This window comes from Tateyamaria pelophila, assembly GCF_019966495.1.
GTDB classification, from domain to species: Bacteria; Pseudomonadota; Alphaproteobacteria; order Rhodobacterales; family Rhodobacteraceae; genus Tateyamaria; species Tateyamaria pelophila.
Genome location: NZ_JAIMIA010000082.1, coordinates 1 through 20,511, shown reverse-complemented (window position 1 = coordinate 20,511; position 20,511 = coordinate 1). Strand labels below are relative to the sequence as shown.

The window sequence follows — 20,511 nt, the reverse complement described above, 5'->3', positions numbered from 1 at the left end:
CCTCTGCCGGGGCACGCCTCGGCAGGGGCTCTCAGCGCAATCTCCAACTAAATTTCCAGACGTCAGGTTACAGTACCTTTGAGCACCATGTTACCGGATGCCGATCTACAATCCAAAGTTAACGTAGGTTTGAAAGCCGTTGTCTGTTGAAGGCAACGCCAGTCATTTTTTGCGAAGAGCATTAGCACCACGAGTTTACGCTTTCCTTTCCTACCGTCTCGAGGCGGATCATCAATGACGTTTCAAGGGGTCCAGACGACGAAGACATTCCCATCAGTTTAAGGGTCTCTTGGCACAGACTGGCGACGACAACTCACATCCAACGCAGGTCCCTAAGGCGCATTTGTTCGTGGTATTCTTGGCTATTGTAGCGAAACACAATTGTAACCCCCGGCACGAACCTTTCATTTCTTCCCTGGGCTCTGATCGGCCAGTCCGGCGTGAACTCGCTGCGCCAAGAACGTCATTGGTCCACGGGCGCGAATGATTTCTGCACCTGAGCGGACTGGGCAACAAATGACCGGTTATGCCGCGACTGACCAACTGGTCAGTCGTCTGGCGGAGAAAAGCAACGTGTCGCCATCGCGCGGGCCTTCGCGGCCAAACCTGATCTGGTACTCTGTGATGAGGTGACATCTGCACTGGATCTGTCCGTTCAGGCGGCGGTCTTGGATTTGCTCAATGATCTCAAGGCAACACAAGGCACAACTTATTTGTTTGTCAGAAATGATCTTACGGTCGTGCGGGCGCTGTCCGACCGCGTGGCAGTGCTGGATCAAAGGCGGCTCGGCGAATTGGGACCCTCGGCAGATGTCTATGCCACGCCGTCGCACACATATACCGAAGTTCTGCTGGGCGCCGTGCTGGAACCCGATCCGGATACCGCCCTGAACGGACTTAATCCTGCGGACTTTGTGACGGCAATGCCAAGGGCTGTGTCGCGGTCAAGCATAGCGAGGCAGCGTTGGATTTCCGCAACGTGACGATCAAAGTCTCTGGCCATCAGGGACTGGTCCAAGCGTTTGACGCAGGTCATCCTGGCCTTCACGCCGCTTCGGCGGTGGTCTCCGCTCCGTCGTCGCCGCAGGGCGAGATCCGGCTATCTCGATGCGTACACGGTTTCGTTTCGGGCGGCGGCACCCGGGTTTGATGAAAAGGCGATCCTCACAAAAGGTGAAACCCGAGATCCTGTAATTCAAGCGACGATATTGGGGACGACGCTCTTGGGGTCGCGGCCATTTTTCGATCACCATCGGTGCCATCAGCGAAGACATCCATCAGCACCTGAAGCACGTACATCGTCGATCCTTGCGGCACCAGCCGGTTGTGATTCAGTATTACCGGAAGCTAGCAGAACCGGGTGGCAGACCATGGACAAAGCGCGCCTGCACTTTGATGGATACTTTTACCTTAGGTATGTCGAGGGAAAGGTTGTGAAACGGTTGGCAACGTTTCCAGCGCTGGGTTCTAACGGGCTTTTGCGTGACAAATGACTATCTGCGCTGCAACGCGCGTCAAGAACGTCGAAGGCGGGCAGAAGGGCGGTGATTTACCCATCGTCTGAATATTTTGTACGAAAGAAACCTGCATCGATGCGCAATACCGTCGGCTCATCGCGCCGATTGGCTACCGTCATGGCGCGCATATTGCGGCACCGCAATCCCGTCACTATGTGCTTTTGAGTCGAGCCACTTTGGCCATGTCACCAGCAGGATTGCACAACCTTTGATGTGTTCGTGCTGAACCGTCGTGCCAAGTGTGGCAATAGTGGCCGTCAAAAGCCTCTGGGTGGGTTTTGACACGTCGACAGCGATGTCTATTTTCGTTTGCGGCGGCAAGCCCTCGCACATCAGATTTTGGGCGAGGCGGTCTGCGTGTCCTGCAGCCATGTAAAAGGCTGTGGTTGTGCCGGGACCAGAAAGCCGCGAGCTATCAGGCACCGGATCGCTGGCGCAGCCGGTGCCGGTGGCCAATACCAAAGTGTCCGCCACGTCCCGTTGGGTCAGGCTGCGCCCAAAGGCGGCAGCTGCGGCACAGGCGGCGGTAATGCCGGGCACCAGTTCGATGGGAATGCCGGCGGCCCGGGCCGCATCCAATTCCTCGGTCGCGCGTCCGAAAACACCCGGATCGCCGGATTTGAGCCGCACAACACGCCGCCCCTTGCGGGCCTCGGCCACGATCACACTGTTGATGCGGTCCTGCGGCCAGTCATGCGCGCCAACATGTTTGCCCACGAACACCCGTTCGGCGTCGCGGCGGGCGAGTTCCAGCACCTCCGCGTCCACCAGGCGGTCATAGAAAATCACGTCGGCTTCTTGCAGGCGTTGAACAGCGCGCAGGGTCAGCAGATCGCGCGCGCCGGGGCCGGCCCCGACCAGCGCAATGTGGCCTGCAGCCCGGTTCACGGGGGCCTGTCCGTTGGCGATGGCCGTCTTGATCGCTTGGGCGGCGTCGTGTTCCGCGCCCCGCGTCCAGGCATCATGAGGAGTGCCCTTGAACACCCAGGCCCAGAGCGCGCGGCGCTGTGCACGCGGCACGCGGCGCTCGACGCTGGGGCGCAGGCGCCCTGCGAGCGCCGCAAGCCCGCCGATGTTCTGTGGCAGCATCTGTTCCAGACGGGTCTTGATGTCGCGGGTGAGGACGGGCGCCGTCCCCTCGCTGCCGATGGCGACAACGATGGGGTCGCGGTCGACGATAGCGGGTGTGGTGATGTCGCAGAGGTCCGGGCGGTCCACCACATTGACCGGGCAACGCGCCGCCTGTGCCAGCCCGTGCACTGCCGCGTCGAGCCCCGGGCAGCCTGTGGCGACGAAGGCCATGGTCGCGTTTTCGAACGCCTTGACCGACAGTGCGGTTTCGTGGTGTGCCCGGCCTGCGGCGACAAGGCCCTGCAGTTCGTCCTCAAGCCTGTCGGCAATCAGGATCAGGTCGCCATCCGTTTTCAGCATCAGCCGGGCTTTTTGTGCGGCCTGTTCGCCGCCGCCGACGATGACGATCCGGCGGCCCGTGGTGCGGATGAACATGGGGAAGGCTTGCATCGGTGTTTGTCCTTTCAGGCGGCGATATTTTCGTGGTGGTCGGACCAGAGCCGCGCGGCGAGCGCCCCTGCCGCAGGTGTGCCCAGCGTATCGAGCGCGATGGCGGCGGTTCCGGTGATGATTTCGGTTTCGAACGCAGGCAGGTCGCGCGACCCAAAAGTGACCCCGTGTTGTTCGGCCATCCTTCGCGTTTCGTCGAGGCGGGAGGCAAAAGTTGCCTCCCAACGCTGCCCGCTTCGCAGGCCGAAGGCGGCGATGTCCTTGGTCGGATTGCGTTCGAATTCGCCTCCGCCGCCCTTTATCACGCTGAGCGCATGCCAGCCCAGCCGCGTGGCGGCGTCGGCTTGCAATTCGCGGTAAGACGGGTGGAATACGCCCTGCACGCTGGCGCGCGCACGCGCTGGGTTCAGCATGCGGCACACGGTGTTGATGCAGGACCGCAGACCCAGCACATCGCGCAAGGCCAAGAGATCGAACAGCGCTGGGTACGCGGTTTCGAGTGGCAGATAGGCGATGCGATCACGGTCGAGCAACGTGGCGAGCGCGTCGGGATCCGATGCCATGCCGATCCCGGCGACGGAAAGACCGTCGCGCACCTTGGTGTCGGTGCCGTTCCAGCCGTGGATCAGTACTCTATGGCCGGCTTGCGCCACCAGCCGCGCCGAAAGCAGAAACCATGGCGCACCGCGCGTGCGGCCCGCGCCGTAGCTGGGCCAGTCAAGATCGACTGGCGGCAGGGCGGGCAGTACTGCCTGTGCGGCGGATGCAAAGCCTGCGATTTCATCAGCCGTTTCGCCCTTCATCCGCAGCAGCATCAGCAGCGCACCGACAGCCTGTGGCGCGGCCTCGCCCAACAGCATCTGGCACATGGCGTCCGCGGCCTCGTCCTGTGTAAGCGACCGGGACCGCCCCGGACCACGACCCAACGTGCGAACATGATCCGACAGGGTCATTCCGCAGCCTCGCGCAGGTGTACGCTTTGCAAGAGCTCGGCAATCTCTGGGCGGCAGGAGCCGCAATTGGTGCCTGCGCTGAGGGCAGAGCCGATGGCATCGACCGTCATTAATCCTTTGGTTTCAATAGCCGCGACGATGGTGTTGATCCCAACGCCGAAACAGGAACACAGGACCGGTCCCGGATTGGGTGCGTCTGCGGCGGGGCGACCCACCAGGATATCGCCCGCCTCGGACCCCGGCAGGGTGGCCAGGTAATCGCGCATGACCGCGACCGGTTTTGGTGAGACGAACAGCGCGCCCAGTACGCGTCCCTCATGTTGCAGAACGATGCGGGCAGTGCCGCGCGCCGCGTCGATGATCGACGCAACCTCGGCGTGCGCAAAGCCAAAAATGCCGCGTGCCTCTGCCTCCCAATCTTTCGGTGTATCCTGCCCGGCAAGTTCAGCGCGGTAGCCCGTCGTTGTGCGGGCCAGTGCCCAGTAGTCCGACTTCAGCGCCATGGGATTCCGGGACACCGCAAAACCGTACCAAGCGGCGTCGTGGCGCGCGACAGCGACGACGCTGCCCTTGCTTTCGGGCTGGCCTGACAGCGGGTCGGTGGCCGCTGCCACCAGCGTGTCGATGCGTGCCGAAGGGGCTGTTTCCCCGGTCCAGTGCATGGGAGCAAAGACCTGTCCGGGTTGCACCGTGTTGGTGATGCGCGCGCGAAAGATACAGGTGGCCGAAGGGCTACTGACCCGCACCAGATCGGCAGGCGCGATGTTCAGCGCCGCCGCGTCATCTGGGTGAACCTCAAGAAATGGTTCGGCCAGATGGGCCGACAGGCGCGGGCTGAGCGCTGTGCGTGTCATCGTGTGCCACTGATCGCGCAGTCGCCCGGTGTTCAGCCGGAAGGGATAGCGTGGGCCGGTTTTGGCGGCCATGGCGCGCCACAAGACGGGCAGCAGGCGCGCCCGGCGGTCGGCGTGATAAAAGGCCCCGTCAGCAAAAAAACGACCGCCCTTGCGGGTTGCCGTGACGGGCCAGCGCCGGGGTTGCAGCGCGGCGTATTCACTGTCGTTGAGGGTCGCAAGGCCCGAGATATCGAAGTCGCGCCCGAAGCCACCCGCGATCCCGGACAAGGCGGCATGTTCGCGAAAAATCTCGGCGGGGCTGGCGTAGTCAAAGGCTTTTTCGAACCCCATGCGCCGCCCGACCTCGGCCAGTATGTCCCAGTCCGGGCGCGCCTGACCGGGGACGGGCAGCGCGGTGCGCTGGCGGCTGATGGTGCGATCCGAATTCGTGACCGTGCCGTCCTTTTCGCCCCACGCGGTGGCGGGCAGCAGCACGTCGGCCAGCCGGGCTGTGTCGTTTTGCGCGGTGATGTCGCTGACCACTGTAAAGGGGCACGCCGCGATGGCGTCGCGCACCGCGTCGGCCTCGGGCATGGAGACGGCGGGGTTTGTGTGGATGATCCACAGTGCTTTGATCCGCCCGTCTCCTACCGCGCGGAACATATCCACTGCCTTGAACCCCGCGGCATCAGGCATGGCGGGCGCGTTCCAGAAGGTGCGCACGGCGCTGCGGTGGTCGGAATTTTCCAGATCGAGGTGACAGGCGAGCATGTTGGCCAGCCCCCCAACCTCGCGCCCGCCCATGGCGTTGGGTTGGCCCGTGACCGACAGTGGCCCGCAGCCCGGTTTGCCGATCCGGCCCGTTGCCAGATGGCAGTTCAGGATCGCGTTCACCTTGTCGCTGCCGGAGGTTGACTGGTTCACCCCTTGGCTGAAGATCGTGACCACCTTCTCGGTGCGCGTCCACAGGGCACAAAAGGCGTCGATCTCCTGCGTGTGCAGTCCAGTGACCGACACATCGTCAGAGGCAGCCGCCGCGAGAGCCGCGTCATAGCCGTTTGTGTGCGCTAGATATTCCACGTCCACCGCGCCATATTCATGGATCCTGGCAAAAAGACGGTTGAAGAGGGCGACGTCCGATCCCGGCTGCAACGCCAGATGCATGTCGGCTCCGTCGCAACTGGCCGTGCGGCGCGGGTCGATCACGACGATCTTGGTGCCACGATTTTTCCGTGCGGCCAGCACGCGTTGATAAAGCACCGGATGGCACCAGGCGAGGTTGGAGCCGACCAAAATGACGAGGTCCGCCGCGTCCAGATCCTCGTAAGTGCCGGGCACCGTGTCTGTGCCAAACGCGCGTTTGTGCCCGGCCACGCTGGACGCCATGCATAGCCGTGAATTGGTATCGATATTGGCCGAGCCGATGAACCCTTTCATCAGCTTGTTGGCCACGTAGTAATCCTCGGTCAACAACTGGCCCGAGACGTAAAAGGCCGCGCTGTCGGCCCCGTGTTCGGCGATGGTATCGCGGAACCGGTCGGCGACCAGTTGCAGGGCGTCGTCCCAGCCGGTGTCATGCCCGTTCACACGCGGGGCGAGCAGGCGCTGGTCCAGCCCGACGGTCTCGCCAAGTGCTGAACCCTTGGAACACAGCCGCCCATAATTTGCCGGATGATCGGGATCGCCACGGACCCGCAGACCGCCCCCGCTGTCGCGAGACAGCAGTACGCCGCAGCCCACACCGCAATAGGGGCAGGTCGAGCGGGTTTCAGGCAGGCCCGCACCGTCCATCAGGCCGCACTCCGCGCGCGCAGCTTGCCCGCGTCCAGCAGCACGCGACCTGCCTCAAGGCGCACGCCATGGGTCTCGATCTGGGCGTCTTCCGCGCTGGCCTGCCCGGTGTTCAGGTCGAAGACCCAGTTGTGCAGTGGGCAGGTCACGGATTGACCGTGCACGATTCCTTCGGACAGCGGCCCATTCTTATGCGGGCAGCTATCTGTGACGGCGAACACCTCCTCGGTTTCAGTGCGAAACAGGGCCACGCAGCCCAGCGCCGTCTTGATCTTGCGCGCGCCGCGCAGGGGGATGTCAGTGACGTCGCAAATGTCGATCCAGCTCATTCTGCGGCCTCCAGTGTCAGGTCTGCGACAGGTTGGAAGGCCTGCGCGCTTTGGACGTGTTCGGCCCATGGGTCCTTGCGATAGATGCTCTGGCTGAGATCGAACGCCACGATCAGGCGGGCGCGTTCACCCAGATCATCGACGACGCGTTCCTTGACCCAATCAAGCCCTACTTTGGCGACCCATTTGTAGGGCCGATCGAGGTATTTGGCGTTTTCGCGGTAGAGCTGGATGAAGGCGACGGAGAGGTCGATGGCCTCTTGTTCCGTGGCCACATCACCGAGTCGTTCGGTTTCCTTGACATCCATGCCCGCCGCCCCGCCGACGCTGACCTGATAGCCGCTGTCCACGGAGATGATGCCGACGTCCTTGCAGGTCGCCTCTGCACAGTTGCGCGGGCACCCCGAGACCGCCAGCTTGACCTTGTGCGGCGTCCACGAGCCCCAGAGGATCTTTTCAAGCTTGATGCCAAGCCCGGTGCTGTCCTGCGTGCCAAATCGGCAATGATCGGTGCCCACGCAGGTTTTGACGGTGCGCAGGCCTTTGGAATAGGCATGGCCCGAGACAAGGCCTGCCTTGTTCAGGTCAGCCCAGATATGCGGCAGATCCTCACCCTTGACGCCCAGGAGGTCGATGCGCTGACCGCCGGTGACCTTGACGGTGGGGACGTTGTATTTGTCCGCCGCATCCGCAATGGCGCGCAATTCGGCCGGGTTGGTGATGCCGCCCCACATGCGTGGGACGACGGAGAATGTGCCGTCTTTCTGAATGTTCGCGTGTTTGCGTTCGTTCACGAAACGACTTTGCGGGTCGTCGCGATATTCCAGCGGCCAGTCCGCCAGAAGATAGAAGTTCACGGCAGGGCGGCAGACATGGCAGCCGTTGCGCGTTTTCCAGCCCAGTTCCTGCCAGACGGCGTCTTGCGATTTCAATTCCTGACTTCTGATCAGGCGGCGCACGTCCTCGTGGGACAAGTCACAGCACGCACAGATCGGTTGCGCGGTCGGCATCTGGAACGCGTCCCCCAGAGAGACTTGCAACAGCTGTTCGACCAGCCCCGTGCAGGTGCCGCAAGAGGCGCTGGCCTTGGTCTGCGCACGGACTGCGCCCAGATCGGTTGCTCCGCCTTGAATGGCGTCCGCTATGGTGCCTTTGCAAACGCCGTTGCAGCCGCAAATCTCTGCCTCACGCGGCAATGCTGCAACGGCTGAGAGCGGGTCCAAAGAGGCACTCCCTTGATAGGCCGGGCCGAAGATCAGCGTCTCGCGCATCTCTTCAATGTCTGTGTTGTCGCGGATCAGGCCGAAGAACCAGTTGCTGTCGGAGGTGTCGCCATACATGACTGCGCCGATCAGGCGACCTGCCTCGATCACCAGTCGTTTGTAGACGCCGCGTCCGGGATCGCGGAACACGATGTCCTCGCGCCCTTCACCGTCGGCAAAGTCACCCGCGCTGAACAGGTCACACCCCGTCACCTTCAGCTTGGTCGACAGCTGTTTGGGCACGAATGTGGCGTCTTCGCCCAGCAGGGTCTGTGCCACCACCTTGGCCTGATCGTAAAGCGGGGCAACGAGGCCAAAGACCGCGCCGTCATGTTCGATGCATTCGCCCACGGACAGGATGTCGGCGTGCGAGGTGACCATCTGATCGTCCACGTGGATGCCCCGCCCGGTTGCGATGCCGGATGCCTTGGCCAGCGTGATGTTGGGGCGGATGCCCACGGCCATCACCAGCAGATCGCAGGGCAGTTCGGTGCCGTCGTCCAGCACCAGCGCGCGGACCTTGCCGTCTTGCCCAAGGATCTCTCGCGAGTTCGCGCCGCAGTAAATGTCGATACCACGCGATTCCAATGACTTGCGCAGCAGGAAGCCCGCGCTTTCGTCCAGTTGACGCTCCATCAGGTGGCCGTTCAGGTGCACTACGCTGACGTCCATGCCGCGCAGGCGCAGACCCGCCGCGGCCTCTAGCCCCAGAAGGCCACCGCCGATGATCACCGCTTTTGCGCCGGGTTTGGCTGTGTCGATCATCCGGTTGGTGTCTTCCAGATCGCGGTAAGCGATGACGCCGTCCAGATCGTGACCTGGCAGCGGGATGATGACCGGGCTCGATCCGGTGGCGATCAGCAGCTTGTCATAGGGCACATGGCCGTTCTCGCCCTCGACCACCTTCGCTTCGGTGTCGATGCGCAGCACCTGTTCACCAAAGCGGCAGGTCACGCCGTGCTGAGCGTACCAGTCGTCGTCATGAATGACGATTTCGCTATAGGATTTCTCGCCCGACAGCACGGGCGAGAGCATGATGCGGTTATAGTTGCCCCGTGGCTCAGCATTGAAAAGGGTGACGTCCCATTCGCCGGCGGCCGCTTCGAACAGGTGTTCCAATGCCCGGCCAGAGGCCATTCCGGCACCGATCACCACAAGTTTGCGCGTGCTCATATCAAATCCTTTCAGATGTACCAGGCGACGATGTGAGTCATCACGCCGCTCGCATAACAGGGCAGTCCGACAAAAGCGCCGTAGCTTGCAGGCAGGCCCGCTGCGCTGCGCATGACAACAGGCAGACCCGAGCCGAGGACCTGACCGATGTGCCCTTTCCACATCTCGGCGCGCGGGGCATCCGCGCGGGTGCCATCGCCCTCGTCCCGCCAAAGCGCGCCTTCGCGTTCGCAGACGCCGTCGATCAGCACAGCCTTGCCCCCGCGTGCGTCCCAGATTTCAAAGCGGCGCGCGATAGGGGTGCCAAGAGCCGACAGCAACGTCAGGATGTAGGGTTTCGCGCCCGGCACCCGGATCGGCAGACCGATGCCCGAGGTCAGGCCGGCCTTGCCCGCCGCCGAGGCGCGGATGAATTTGTATCCCGAACCCAGATCGCGCATCAGGATCGGTGCATCCGCCGCCCAGACCCCGCCAGGCAGACCCTGACCGCGTGGAAAACAGGTGTGTTGCGACACGAACTCGAACTCGTCGGCAGCCCCGTAATAGCCGTCGTCCAGCATCAACAGCCCGTCGCGATTTTCGGTCCAGACTTCGATCGCGCCGATGCGGTTCGCATCATCCCCACACAACACCACCAGCACTGCCTTGAGGGTATCCCCGTCAAATACAGGCACCGCGACAGCGGCGCTCAGCCCCGCCTCTTTGGCTGCCTCGACCCGTTTGAAATATGATCCGTCAAATCCTTTGAGCACCACGGGGCGTCCCTTGGCCCAGGCCTTGCCTGGCAATCCTTCGCCCTTGGCAAAGCTGGTCCCGCGCGATGCTTCCTCGAATGCGCCGAGGCCGTTGGCGTCGCCTGCGGCGTAAACCAGCAGCCCGTCCTTGGGCACCCACACTTCGGCCACTTGTATAAAAGTGTCCGTTTCCGTCTCTATCGGTCCGTCCATATCATCATCTCCGGTCTTGGCGCGCGGGCGCACATTTTCGTGCCTATTCGGCGGCGATAGCCTTGTCGGCAGGTCGCTTCGGCTTTGCGCCGTGTTCGTATTCTTCAAGGAAATCCAGCACCTGCTGGCGGTAACGGTAGTAATCGGGATGCTCGAGCAGCGCCTTGCGGGTACGCGGGCGCGGCAAGCCGACGTTCAGGATCTTGCCGATGGTCGCTTGCGGCCCATTGGTCATCATCACCACCCGGTCGGCGAGCAGGATCGCCTCGTCCACGTCGTGGGTGACGCAGATCGCCGTGACCTTGGTGCGCGACCAGACCTCCATCAGCACCTCCTGCAATTCCCAGCGCGTCAGGCTGTCGAGCATGCCGAAAGGCTCATCCAGCAGCAGCAGCTTAGGGCTGAGCGCAAAGGCGCGGGCAATGCCGACGCGCTGCTGCATGCCGTTGGACATATCGCAGGCAGGCTTGTCCATCGCCTCACCCAGACCCACCCGTTCGAGGTAGTATTCCACCACGTCCTGACGTTCCGCACGGCTGGCGCGGGGATAAACCTTGTCCACGCCGATGGCGCAGTTTTCGCGCGCAGTGAGCCATGGAAACAGGTTGGGCGACTGGAAGACAACGGCGCGTTCGGGGTCGGCTCCTTCGACATGGCGGCCATCGAGTTTGATCGCGCCCTTCGAGATGCCGTTCAGGCCTGCGGCCATGGTCAGCACTGTGGATTTGCCACAACCCGAGTGACCGATCAGCGAGATAAACTCGCCCCGGTCGATCTTGAGGTCGAAATCTTCGACGACGGTGAGCGGCCCCTTGGGGGTGGGATAGATCTTGTGCAGCTGGCTGAAGTCCAGAAAGCGCGCGTCGATCATCCCGGCCTGCGCCTCTTTGACAGCTGTGGGCACGCCGTGGATCGGGGTGACGTCGGGCAGTTTCCGGGTGCCTTCAACCTTTGCCTCGATCCCGACATCCATCAGGTACTTGGTGACGTCTGCCCGCAAGCGCTTGAACGCGTCGTCGGTGTTCATTTCGAGCCTGTCGCGGGGGCGCGGAATCGCAACTTTGAACTCCTGGCCCAGTGTTCCGTCGGGGTTCAGCGCGATGATGCGGTCGGCGAGGATGATCGCTTCGTCTACGTCATTGGTGATCAGCACGCAGGTCTTCTTGTCCGCTTCCCAGATATGTTCGATCTCGTCCGCGAGATTGGCGCGGGTCAGCGCGTCGAGCGCTGAGAGTGGTTCATCCAGCAGCAGCATTTCCGGGTTCATCGCCAAGGCACGTGCCACGTTGACACGCTGGCGCATGCCGCCGGAGAGTTCCGCCGGACGGCGCGTGGCGGCGTGGCCAAGACCCACCATGTTGACATAATGGGCGACCTTTTCCGCCTTTTGCGCGCGGCTGAGATCGGGAAAGACTGTGTCGACTGCAAGGCCTACATTGCCGTTCACTGTCAGCCACGGCATCAGTGAGTAGCTTTGAAAGATCACGCCACGTTCTGGCCCCGGTCCGGTAATGGGGGCGCCCTTGAACGTGATGTTGCCCTTTGTGGGGTGTTCAAGACCCGCCATCAGGTTGATCAGCGTGGTCTTGCCCGAGCCGGAAAAGCCCAGCAGGACAAGGAATTCTCCTTCGGCCACATCAAGATCGATGTCCTTCAGGACGTGGGTGGCGTGGGTGCCGGTGCCAAAGCTTTGGCTGACGTTTTCAAGTTTGAGAATACCCATAATGCTCACCGATTGTTCGAGAAAGTGAACAGGGACTGCAGCGCGTACATCACACGGTCCAACAGGAAGCCGATGATGCCGATGGTCAGCACCGCGACCATGATCTTGGCCAGGCTTGAGGAGGAGCCGTTCTGGAATTCGTCCCAGACGAATTTGCCAAGGCCCGGGTTCTGCGCCAGCATTTCAGCGGCGATCAGCACCATCCAGCCCACACCGAGGCTGAGCCGCAGGCCGGTGAAGATCAGAGGCAGGGCTGAGGGCAGCACGAGCTTGGTGATCTTGGTCCAAGTGTTCATCTTGAGCACTTTGGAGACGTTGATGAGATCCTTGTCGATGCTGGCGACTCCGAGGGCCGTGTTGATCAGCGTCGGCCAGAGCGAGCACAGGGTCACGGTGACGGCCGAGATGATGAAGCTTTTCGGCAGCAAACCGTCATTCGAGGCGGCAAGAGCGGACACGATCATTGTCACGATGGGCAGCCAAGCCAGCGGTGAGACGGGTTTGAAAATCTGGATCAGCGGATTCAATGCGGCATTGGCAATGGGCGACAGCCCCGCCGCGATGCCAAGTGGCACGGCCACCACCGTTGCAATCAGAAAGCCGAAGAACACGGTTTGGATCGACGTCCAGATCTGTTGGTAATAGGTAGGCGCACCGGTATAGGCGCGCTCGACAGGCTCTTGCCCGTCGGCGATCCGGCGTTCGTTCAATTTGGCGACCTGTTGTTGGAACCGCGCGCGGCTTTCGGCCTTGTTCTGGGCGTCCTTGTGGAGGTTAATCGCCTCGGTCCAGACCTCCGCGGGGCCGGGCACCGCACCCAGCGATGTTTGCACGGTCGGGGCCAACGTACCCCAGAGCAGCAGGAAGGCGCCGATGGCCAGCAAGGGCACGGCGAGCAGGCGCAGAATGTCTTTCATTTGCGCGCGGGGGTTGTCCCCGGCAGCAGCCCGCAGGATCGGAGTCACCCAAGCGAGGCCCAGGACCTGAAACCATTTGTCGGCGGCGTTGATACGGGTGAAGAGCCGTGCACGCCGCGCTTCGCGCTCGGCCGTCTCGGCAAAATTGGGATCGACTGTGGTCATGGCTGTATCCTCGTGTTCGGGCAGCGGACGGTGCGCGCACATGCGCACCCAGCGGGAGAGAGGTGGGGGCGCAGTTGCGGCGCCCCCGCTTTGGTCTTAGCCTTTGACTTCGGAGCCTATGACGACCTGGTCAGCTTTCAGCCCGATGGGCAGGCTTTCGAGGTAAGCGTTGGGCGCGCGGCCATCGTAGGGAATGCCGTCAATGATATCGCCCGCAGGGGTCGGCGCCTTGTAGCCATCACTGTCCCATGGAAAATCCGCCTCGTTTGCCAGACCGGCATCGACCAGCATGCGGGCCGCTTCGAGGTAGATTTCGGGTTTGTAGACTTCGCGGGCGACCTCGTCATACCAGGTGTCCGATTTTGGCTCGGAGATCTGGCCCCAGCGGCGCATCTGCGTCAGGTACCACACGGCGTCCGAGTAGAACGGGTAGGTCGCGTTGTAGCGGAAGAACACGTTGAAATCGGGGATGTCCCGCTTGTCGCCCTTTTCGAACTCGAAAAAGCCGGTCATCGAGTTGGCGATCACCTCGTAATCCGCACCCACATATTCCGGACGGCTGAGGATTTCGACCGCAGCGGGGCGGTTTTCGTTGTCGTTTTCATCCAGCCAGATGGCCGCACGGATCAGCGCTTTGGTCACCGCAAGCGTTGTGTTTGGGTACTGTTCGGCAAATTCTGCCGTGATCCCAAAGACTTTTTCCGGGTTGTTCTTCCAAAGCTGGTAGTCGGTGATCACCGGTACGCCAATGCCCTTGAAAACGGCCTGCTGGTTCCACGGCTCGCCCACGCAATAGCCGTTGATCGTGCCAGCTTCGAGTGTAGCGGGCATTTGCGGTGGGGGTGTCACGGAGAGCAGCACATCCGCGCCGATCTGGCCGGAAATGTTTTCGGGGCTGTAGAAACCGGGGTGCAGACCGCCGGCGGCCAGCCAATAGCGCAGCTCGTAATTGTGGGTCGACACGGGGAAAACCATCCCCATGTTGAACGCCTTGCCCGCGTCGTTGAATTCCTTGACGACGGGGGCCAGTGCGGATGCGGAAATCGGGTGTTGCGGGCGGCCATCGTCCATTTTCGGGATGTGGGGCAACATGCCTTCCCAGACCTCGTTGGATACAGTGATGCCGTTGCCGTTCAGGTCCATGGAAAAGGGTGTGATAATATGAGCTTCTGTGCCGAACCCGATGGTGGCGGCCAATGGCTGACCTGCAAGCATGTGCGCGCCATCAAGCTGTCCGTCGATCACTCCGTCCAGCAATACCTTCCAGTTGGCTTGTGCTTCGAGCGTGACAAACAATCCCTCGTCGAGGAAATAGCCCTGTTCGTAGGCCACGGCGAGCGGAGCCATGTCTGTCAATTTGATGAATCCAAAGGTCAGTTCGTCTTTTTCCAGATCAAGTAGGTCGGCAAAGGCCGGGCTGATAATGGCCGTGCTCGTCGCAAGACCAATGAGGAGCTTTTTCATGGATAGTCCTTTCACTAAGCCCGGTCGGGGAGGGGAAAACCGGGCGGAAAAACGCAAAAAGGCCGATCACTTATCACCGTCAAACGGTGAAAAGCGAGCGACCTTGCTCAGGGAATTCCCTGTCAGTGGGAAAAAATCTCGGACCAACTTACGCCATTGTAAGATGTCTTGGCATCTATGCGGCATCGCAGCATGAAGCGCCAAGTGAAACTTTCGAAAACCTGTCAAAAATGTGGATTGGGGATACAACCAAAGCGTGAGGCAACGGTTTGTGCTTGCGAAATAGTCAGGATTTTTCGGAAAGATCAAAAATACGGCCATCAAAGAACGTATCCGGCAACAACGTCAGTCTGCCTTGAGCAGAGGCAACAGGCGTGTCGTGGCGAATCGTGCCCTCGACTTTCTCGGATGCGCCGGGGAGGTCGCTGCTGGTTTGCGCGAGGTGACGGCGGTGCAGGTCAGCGCGGAACACATGCGACACCCGCTCAAGTTGGCCGGTCAAGTCCTGGTCATGCGCTGCCGCCAGCCGGGTGGCGATCCATTTGGCCTGACTGCGCCATGGAAAGGTGGCAGCCCCGTCAAAGAACTCCACGAACCGCGCTACGGGCCGCAATTCGCCCCGGTTGGACAGGATGAGGTGCCCGCTGAGTGCCCGGTCGATCAGTTCCGAAGGTACGTCCAGATAGGTAGGGCGCGACAGCACTTCGCTTGCTGCACTGCGGCTTTCGGGGCGCGACAGCCAGCGCCCGGCACGAAACACCGCCCGCATCAGCCGCGCAACCAGATCGGGTTCGGTATCGGCCCAATCGGTGCGCACAGCCAGCACCTTTTCCGGGGCGAATTGCCAGATGCGGCTGCCGGGCAACAACAGCGCTCCCGCGCCGTCCTCGACCGACACAGACCCCCACGGTTCGCCCACGCAGAACGCGTCCACGTCCCCGGCCGCAAGCGCGCTGGCCATCAACGGTGGCGGAACAGTGCGGGTTTCGATGCCCTTGGGTCCCAGAACAGTGGCCGCGCTCCAATAGCGCAGCAATTCGACATGCATGGAAAACGGAAAGGGCACGCCAAACGTCAGGGGGCCGGGATGGACCTGCGCCAGCGCTTCGGCGGCCTTGACCGGGTCGGCAAAGTCGAATTGATAACCAACGTCACGCAGTTTCGCCTCCAGCTCGCGTCCCACACCGATCACGTTGCCGTTTATCGACAGAACGGACACAGCCGACAGAGCCGTTGACACACCCCCGAGCCCCATTGCCATGGCGACTGGAACAGGAGACAGCATATGGGCCGCATCCACACGGCCAAAGGCGAGCATATCGCGCACCGACGACCAGGACGGGGCCGCGATCAGATCAAGCGCGATCCCTTCGGCCTCGGCAAAGCCCATTTCCTGCGCGATGATCAGCGGGGCCGCATCAACCAGTGGCATGTAGGCGACGGGCAGGGCGACAGTTTTCATCCCAACAGCCCCGATGCGGTCACCAGAGCCTCAGCCACGTCCGCGACGCGCCGTCCGTTGTCCATCGCGCTTTTGCGCAAGAGGGCATAGGCTGCATCTTCGTCGATGCCCCTGGCCTTCATCAAGAGCCCTTTGGCGCGGTCGATCACTTTTCGCTCTTCCAGTGCGCGCCGGGTTTCGGCCAGTTCGTTGCGCATCTGGCGCATCATGCTGAACCGCGCGATCGCGGTGTCCATCACAGGCTTGAGCCGCTCGGGCGACAGCCCGTTGACCACGTAAGCCGACACGCCCGCCTCGATGGCCGCCTGTGCAAGCCCACCCGCCGCACCCGAGACGAACATGGCAACGGGGCGATCCAGCGGGCCCGAGGCCAACGTCAACTCTTCCATCATGTCGCGGGTGGGGTTGTCGATATCGATCAAAACGATGTCGGGAGCGTGCGACGCGATTTTGCGCGCAAGGCCGCTCGAATTGCCAATGACGAACACGTCACAATCCCCGCTGGCCTTGAGGGCATCTAAGATTCCAATCGCGCGATCGCGATCTTCCTCAACAACGACAACTGTAAGTTTGACGCTCATGTCGAATGGAGTGCGCCAATCATTTTGGAAGAGCAATGTTTATGCGTAGAGCTGTGTCGGATTCTCAGCGCGACTGTCAGAAACACGAAAATTATGCTTATGTTTTCGGCGTTCGAAAAGAAGTTGGGACTGCCGGGCGAAGGGCCGCTTGACGATGGTGACACGCAGGTGCCCATGCGTGCGCAGGTTTCACTGGCAGCCTGTCAGATGTTTCAACATCGCCGCAATCAGAGTGCAGGCTCTCACAGAGCCGACCAGAATGTACGTCGTGCCAAAATGCTCAAACAAGCTAAAGTATCACTTCGAAGGAAGTCATGAAAATCGCCTCTCAGCAGCGCCCTGAAAGGCCTTCCCACAATGCATTCAGTACAATTCCAATTTGGTTGGATCGGGGCTTTCGTTCAATTGGCGGGTTGAAGTGTTGCGCATAGGTGGAGGCCCCGAGTTCAGTCGAGAACCTTCAGGCCGTTTGGTGTCTTCAATGAAAAGGAGAGGGCACTGGTGCCCGGACTGACTTTTGCCAGGTGATCCACATGGAGCGCGGCAAGTATGGCAATCAGTTCGTCGGGATCGGGATATTGCAGTTGCACGGCGTCGAGTGTCACTCCCAAATCCTGTTGACCCGTGCTGGGGTGTGGACCCGGTGACCATTCGATAAAGGCCGGCAGCAGGCCGCCCATTGGCAAGTGTCCGTCTTTAGGCACAGTCAGTCGCCATGACCGATCACCGCGCGTGAACAGAACGACCTCACCCAGATCTACTGGGCTGGTGGCGATCACCCCGTCAAGGTCATCGGTGCCCACAACCCAACATAATGCACGGGGTCGCTCTGCGAGGCGCTCTTGGGTTGCGGGGTCGTCCAATGTGAACCATCGGGTCCGGCCCGGATCTGCCGGGGCATCGGGATCAGTCGCGATCAGTTCGAAAAAGCTCTCGTTCCCGGCCTGCATGACGCAATTGTGCGTGCTCATCGCGTCATGCTTGCCCCCGCGGGGCACTGTTACACCGAGCTTGGCTTCCATTGCCGCAACGCCTTGTTCCAGCGTGTCCGCACCGATGGCAAAATGATCGATCCTGTTATGCATTGTTTACTCCGATGCGGTCTTGAGATGGGGAAGGGCGGGTGTGAGACCAGCTACAAGTATATCGAGTTCTTCTAGGCCGATATTGAAATGAACAAGCCGCCTGTCTTCAGTCCAAGTGTCGGCACTACGCTTTGGTGTAACGGGCAGGGCCAGACTTTCATGACCGCCCTGTTCCAGATGGGCGAGCATCCTTCCGAGCTTGAACGTCGCCGCGTCGCTATAGCGTCCGTAATAGGCGGCCTCGAACTCAACAAGCGTGTCGAATACGATCGTCGCGCCCAATTCCAGAGGCATGTTGACATGCCGTCCCCGGACCCGAGCGGGCCTGCCCAATTGGACAAGATCATCTACAATATCCGACGAAGAATGGGTCATGGGCTACTCACGTGTAGTCTGCAGTTCCAAGATGACAGGCAGTGTGCAATGTGTCAATATTCAGCATAATTGTACTGTATATCAGCACGGACTGGAGCGGATGAGCGATCAAGGGACGAAACTGACATCAAGTCACTGGGGTATCGGAGTGGCCACGGTTGTCGACAACAGAATTGTTTCTGTCGAGGGCCACGCAAGTGACCCCGCCACTTCGGAGATCAACGCGAACATTCCCGGCAGTCTGCACGGAAAGGCGCGCATCCTGCGTCCGGCCATACGCAAAAGCTGGCTCGATGGCACGCCCGGTAACGTACGGCGCGGTCGGGACCAATTTGTCGAAGTCAGTTGGGACCGCGCTCTGGATCTGGTGTGCCGGGAGTTGACGCGCGTGCGTACCCAGCACGGTAACTCGGCCATTTTTGCCGGGTCATATGGATGGTCGAGCACCGGCAGGTTCCACCACGCGCAAAGTCAGTTGAAGCGGTTTCTGAACACGCAAGGCGGCTTTGTCCGGTCTGAAGGCAACTACAGCTATAATGCGGCATTGGGTTTGATGCCGCATATCGTCGGCCCCTATCGTCAGCATGTGGTCGAAGCCACGCGTTGGCCGGTGATCGCAAAGCACACCGATCTGATCGTCATGTTCGGCGGTCTGGCGCTGCGCAACACGCAGGTCAGTGACGGGGGGGTGTCCAAACATCGGATGATCGGCAACTTTGAGGCTTGTGCGACTGCAGGCGTCAGCTTCGTCAATATCAGTCCTTTGCGCAGCGATGCGTCGGATGTTCTGAACGCACAGTGGCTGCCGGTCAGCCCGGGGAGCGATACGGCGCTGATGATGGGACTTGCCCACACATTGATCGAAGAAGACCTCTGCGATCTGGAGTTTTTACAGGTTTACACCGTCGGCTACGAACGGCTGCGCGCGTATCTTGTGGGTGACCACGACGATGAGCCAAAGGATGCTGCGTGGGCGGCGGCACGGACGGGCGTTGCTGCGGGCGACATCCGGGCGTTGGCGCTGCGTATGGCTGCCGGGCGCACTATGATTAGCGTCGCCGCCGGCGTACAGCGTACCGACTTCGGAGAGCAACCCATGTGGATGGCCATTGCGCTTGCCGCGATGCTGGGGCAGATCGGGCTGCCGGGCGGTGGCTACACGGTTGGGTATGGCGTCAATGCCAACATCGGCAACGTCGAGCGCCCCTTTCGCTGGGGGACATTGCCGCAAGGCATCAATCCGGTCCGTGATTTCATCCCGGTGGCCATGATCAGTGAGATGCTCTTGAATCCGGGTGGGTCATATTCCTATCAGGGTCAACAAAGAACATTCCCGGATACGCGACTGGTGTGGTGGGCCGGGGGCAATCCGTTTCATCACCATCAGGATCTGAATCGTTTGCATGACGCTTTTCAGACGCCGGAAACAGTTATCGTGAACGATCTGAATTGGACGGCAACGGCACGCCACGCGGACATTGTCCTGCCCATCGCGGCGGCTCAAGAACGCACGGACTTCGGTGCGGGGAAGTCGGACAATGCCCTCGTGCCCATGCCGCAGCTGATCACACCACAGGGTGAGGCGCGTGTAGAATATGACATCTATGCAGATCTTGAAGCGCGCCTTGGCAGCGATGCTGCTTTCACGGAAGGCAAATCAAGTGACGAATGGATAGACGATATCTGGGAAATTACGCGCGCGCGCGCCAAGGAGGCGGGCCTCGCATTGCCGGACTGGCAGGCATTCATCGCCGGCGATGTCATTCACCTCCCCGACCCAAGCCCCGCGCAGGTGTTTCTGTCAGAGTACCGCGCTGATCCTGTTGCTCATGCGCTCCCAACACCCAGTGGCAGGATTGAGTTGTTTTCCGAAACGATCGCGGGGTTTGAACTGCCGGACTGCAAGGGGCATCCATACTGGTATCCACCGCGCGACCGGGTCGCTGATGAGGCTGGTGACTTCCCTCTCGCGATGCTGTCCGGCCAGCCCAAAACGCGGTTGCACAGCCAGCTCGACAATGGCGCATACAGCCTAAGTCAAAAGATTGCAGGTCGTGAACCCGTTTTGCTCCATCCCGATGATGCAGAGGAAAGAGGGATTAAATCCGGCGATGTGGTTGAATTGTTCAACAACCGGGGTCGCTGTCTGGCGGGGGCCAGGGTCACGGACGAAATCAGCCCGGGATGTGTCTTTCTGTGGACTGGCGCCTGGTATGATCCGGATTTTGATGCTCCTCAGGCGCGGGATCGACACGGCAATCCAAACGTCTTGACCCATGACCTGCGCACGTCTTCGCTGACGCAAAGCCCGGCCGCGCATTCAGCAATGATTGAACCGACATTCCCCAAGTGGCCTGCCATCTGACGCGAAGATCGCCTGATCAGGCCTGCGGATCAAGTATCTTTTACC

16 protein-coding genes and 1 pseudogene are annotated in these 20,511 nt (G+C 61.1%); 3 read left to right on the top strand and 14 right to left on the bottom strand.

Annotated features, from left to right (window positions below):
• Nucleotides 1-560: 560 nt before the first annotated feature.
• Nucleotides 561-626 (top strand): annotated as a pseudogene (locus LC354_RS27915) (hypothetical protein); the annotation flags it as partial.
• Nucleotides 627-629: 3 nt separating this feature from the next.
• On the top strand, nt 630-983 hold the full coding sequence (locus LC354_RS19670; protein ID WP_317849362.1) for a hypothetical protein: 354 nt from the start codon (nt 630-632) through the stop codon (nt 981-983).
• A gap of 181 nt (nt 984-1,164) precedes the next feature.
• Here the strand turns inward: LC354_RS19670 and LC354_RS27745 are convergent, their stop codons facing one another.
• The 14 genes from LC354_RS27745 to LC354_RS19605 all read right to left on the bottom strand — a co-directional run bounded on the left by LC354_RS27745 (nt 1,165) and on the right by LC354_RS19605 (nt 18,101).
• A complete protein-coding gene (locus LC354_RS27745) occupies nt 1,165-1,299 on the bottom strand; it encodes a hypothetical protein (RefSeq protein ID WP_263289477.1) in 135 nt (44 codons plus the stop codon).
• A gap of 311 nt (nt 1,300-1,610) precedes the next feature.
• Complete coding sequence (cysG, locus tag LC354_RS19665) at nt 1,611-3,038, bottom strand: siroheme synthase CysG (RefSeq protein WP_223427069.1); 1,428 nt, start codon at nt 3,036-3,038, stop codon at nt 1,611-1,613.
• A gap of 14 nt (nt 3,039-3,052) precedes the next feature.
• Nucleotides 3,053-3,991: a glycosyl transferase family protein gene (locus tag LC354_RS19660; RefSeq protein WP_223427067.1), complete on the bottom strand. Its 939-nt coding sequence runs from the start codon at nt 3,989-3,991 to the stop codon at nt 3,053-3,055.
• Nucleotides 3,988-6,618 carry a nitrate reductase gene (locus LC354_RS19655; protein WP_223427065.1) on the bottom strand — a complete coding sequence of 877 codons (2,631 nt, stop codon included), beginning with the start codon at nt 6,616-6,618 and terminating at the stop codon, nt 3,988-3,990. The genes LC354_RS19660 and LC354_RS19655 overlap by 4 nt, the downstream gene beginning before the upstream one ends.
• The gene (gene nirD / locus LC354_RS19650; RefSeq protein ID WP_223427064.1) at nt 6,618-6,947 is read right to left on the bottom strand and encodes a nitrite reductase small subunit NirD; all 330 of its coding nucleotides are present in this window, start codon (nt 6,945-6,947) and stop codon (nt 6,618-6,620) included. Before nirD ends, LC354_RS19655 begins: the two co-directional genes overlap by 1 nt.
• Nucleotides 6,944-9,382: a nitrite reductase large subunit NirB gene (gene nirB / locus LC354_RS19645; RefSeq protein WP_223427062.1), complete on the bottom strand. Its 2,439-nt coding sequence runs from the start codon at nt 9,380-9,382 to the stop codon at nt 6,944-6,946. The genes nirD and nirB overlap by 4 nt, the downstream gene beginning before the upstream one ends.
• Nucleotides 9,383-9,393: 11 nt before the next feature.
• Entirely contained in the window at nt 9,394-10,329 is a 936-nt protein-coding gene (locus LC354_RS19640; RefSeq protein ID WP_223427060.1) for a GAF domain-containing protein, read from the bottom strand.
• Between the two features lie 43 nt (nt 10,330-10,372).
• Entirely contained in the window at nt 10,373-12,052 is a 1,680-nt protein-coding gene (locus LC354_RS19635; protein ID WP_223427059.1) for an ABC transporter ATP-binding protein, read from the bottom strand.
• 5 nt (nt 12,053-12,057) lie between these two features.
• Complete coding sequence (locus LC354_RS19630; protein WP_223427052.1) at nt 12,058-13,134, bottom strand: ABC transporter permease; 1,077 nt, start codon at nt 13,132-13,134, stop codon at nt 12,058-12,060.
• A 96-nt stretch (nt 13,135-13,230) separates the two neighbouring features.
• Nucleotides 13,231-14,598, bottom strand: coding sequence for a CmpA/NrtA family ABC transporter substrate-binding protein (locus tag LC354_RS19625; protein ID WP_223427050.1), 1,368 nt, complete (start codon nt 14,596-14,598; stop codon nt 13,231-13,233).
• A 286-nt stretch (nt 14,599-14,884) separates the two neighbouring features.
• Nucleotides 14,885-16,060, bottom strand: coding sequence for a CmpA/NrtA family ABC transporter substrate-binding protein (locus tag LC354_RS19620; protein WP_223427048.1), 1,176 nt, complete (start codon nt 16,058-16,060; stop codon nt 14,885-14,887).
• Complete coding sequence (locus LC354_RS19615) at nt 16,057-16,641, bottom strand: ANTAR domain-containing response regulator (RefSeq protein WP_223427047.1); 585 nt, start codon at nt 16,639-16,641, stop codon at nt 16,057-16,059. Before LC354_RS19615 ends, LC354_RS19620 begins: the two co-directional genes overlap by 4 nt.
• A gap of 446 nt (nt 16,642-17,087) precedes the next feature.
• On the bottom strand, nt 17,088-17,726 hold the full coding sequence (locus tag LC354_RS19610; protein WP_223427045.1) for a VOC family protein: 639 nt from the start codon (nt 17,724-17,726) through the stop codon (nt 17,088-17,090).
• Between the two features lie 3 nt (nt 17,727-17,729).
• Nucleotides 17,730-18,101: a hypothetical protein gene (locus LC354_RS19605; protein WP_223427044.1), complete on the bottom strand. Its 372-nt coding sequence runs from the start codon at nt 18,099-18,101 to the stop codon at nt 17,730-17,732.
• Between the two features lie 100 nt (nt 18,102-18,201).
• Between LC354_RS19605 and LC354_RS19600 the strand changes: the two genes are divergently transcribed.
• The gene (locus tag LC354_RS19600) at nt 18,202-20,466 is read left to right on the top strand and encodes a molybdopterin-dependent oxidoreductase (RefSeq protein ID WP_223427043.1); all 2,265 of its coding nucleotides are present in this window, start codon (nt 18,202-18,204) and stop codon (nt 20,464-20,466) included.
• The last annotated feature ends 45 nt before the right edge of the window (nt 20,467-20,511 follow it).

What these genes read in the sequence shown, in the direction of transcription:
- LC354_RS27745 (WP_263289477.1), bottom strand. Translation starts at nt 1,299, where the DNA reads ATGTACGTGCTTCAGGTGCTGATGGATGTCTTCGCTGATGGCACCGAT.
- cysG (WP_223427069.1), bottom strand. Translation starts at nt 3,038, where the DNA reads ATGCAAGCCTTCCCCATGTTCATCCGCACCACGGGCCGCCGGATCGTC.
- LC354_RS19660 (WP_223427067.1), bottom strand. Translation starts at nt 3,991, where the DNA reads ATGACCCTGTCGGATCATGTTCGCACGTTGGGTCGTGGTCCGGGGCGG.
- LC354_RS19655 (WP_223427065.1), bottom strand. Translation starts at nt 6,618, where the DNA reads ATGGACGGTGCGGGCCTGCCTGAAACCCGCTCGACCTGCCCCTATTGC.
- nirD (WP_223427064.1), bottom strand. Translation starts at nt 6,947, where the DNA reads ATGAGCTGGATCGACATTTGCGACGTCACTGACATCCCCCTGCGCGGC.
- nirB (WP_223427062.1), bottom strand. Translation starts at nt 9,382, where the DNA reads ATGAGCACGCGCAAACTTGTGGTGATCGGTGCCGGAATGGCCTCTGGC.
- LC354_RS19640 (WP_223427060.1), bottom strand. Translation starts at nt 10,329, where the DNA reads ATGGACGGACCGATAGAGACGGAAACGGACACTTTTATACAAGTGGCC.
- LC354_RS19635 (WP_223427059.1), bottom strand. Translation starts at nt 12,052, where the DNA reads ATGGGTATTCTCAAACTTGAAAACGTCAGCCAAAGCTTTGGCACCGGC.
- LC354_RS19630 (WP_223427052.1), bottom strand. Translation starts at nt 13,134, where the DNA reads ATGACCACAGTCGATCCCAATTTTGCCGAGACGGCCGAGCGCGAAGCG.
- LC354_RS19625 (WP_223427050.1), bottom strand. Translation starts at nt 14,598, where the DNA reads ATGAAAAAGCTCCTCATTGGTCTTGCGACGAGCACGGCCATTATCAGC.
- LC354_RS19620 (WP_223427048.1), bottom strand. Translation starts at nt 16,060, where the DNA reads ATGAAAACTGTCGCCCTGCCCGTCGCCTACATGCCACTGGTTGATGCG.
- LC354_RS19615 (WP_223427047.1), bottom strand. Translation starts at nt 16,641, where the DNA reads ATGAGCGTCAAACTTACAGTTGTCGTTGTTGAGGAAGATCGCGATCGC.
- LC354_RS19610 (WP_223427045.1), bottom strand. Translation starts at nt 17,726, where the DNA reads ATGCATAACAGGATCGATCATTTTGCCATCGGTGCGGACACGCTGGAA.
- LC354_RS19605 (WP_223427044.1), bottom strand. Translation starts at nt 18,101, where the DNA reads ATGACCCATTCTTCGTCGGATATTGTAGATGATCTTGTCCAATTGGGC.
- LC354_RS19600 (WP_223427043.1), top strand. Translation starts at nt 18,202, where the DNA reads ATGAGCGATCAAGGGACGAAACTGACATCAAGTCACTGGGGTATCGGA.